Source organism: Dellaglioa sp. CoH-55-MRSF-6 (assembly GCF_056782215.1).
In genome coordinates this window covers 1-258 of sequence record NZ_JBXAYJ010000056.1, presented here as the reverse complement: position 1 = coordinate 258, position 258 = coordinate 1, and the positions used below count along the sequence as shown (strand labels likewise).

General features: G+C 62.0%; 1 protein-coding gene. It reads right to left on the bottom strand.

Translation table 11 applies throughout. The annotated features are described in order from the left end of the window. A partial coding sequence (locus AC1RPK_RS07770) for a hypothetical protein (protein ID WP_481769359.1) occupies nt 1-258 on the bottom strand: 258 nt, incomplete at both ends.

Here is a 258-nt window from a genome sequence, read left to right as displayed (position 1 = left end):
GCCGCCGACGCCGATCAGCAGGCCGGGCTTCGCTTCCTTCAGCTCGCGCACGCGGCCGAGATCGGAGAACACCTTTTCCTGCGCCTTTTCACGCACCGAGCATGTGTTGAACAGGATGATGTCCGAGTCTTCCGGCGTGTCGGTCTTTTCGAGGCCTTCGGCCGCGTTGAGCACGTCCACCATCGTGTCCGAGTCGTACGCGTTCAGCTGGCAGCCGAAGGTCTTTACGGAAACTGTCTTGGTCAGGGGGATTCGCCG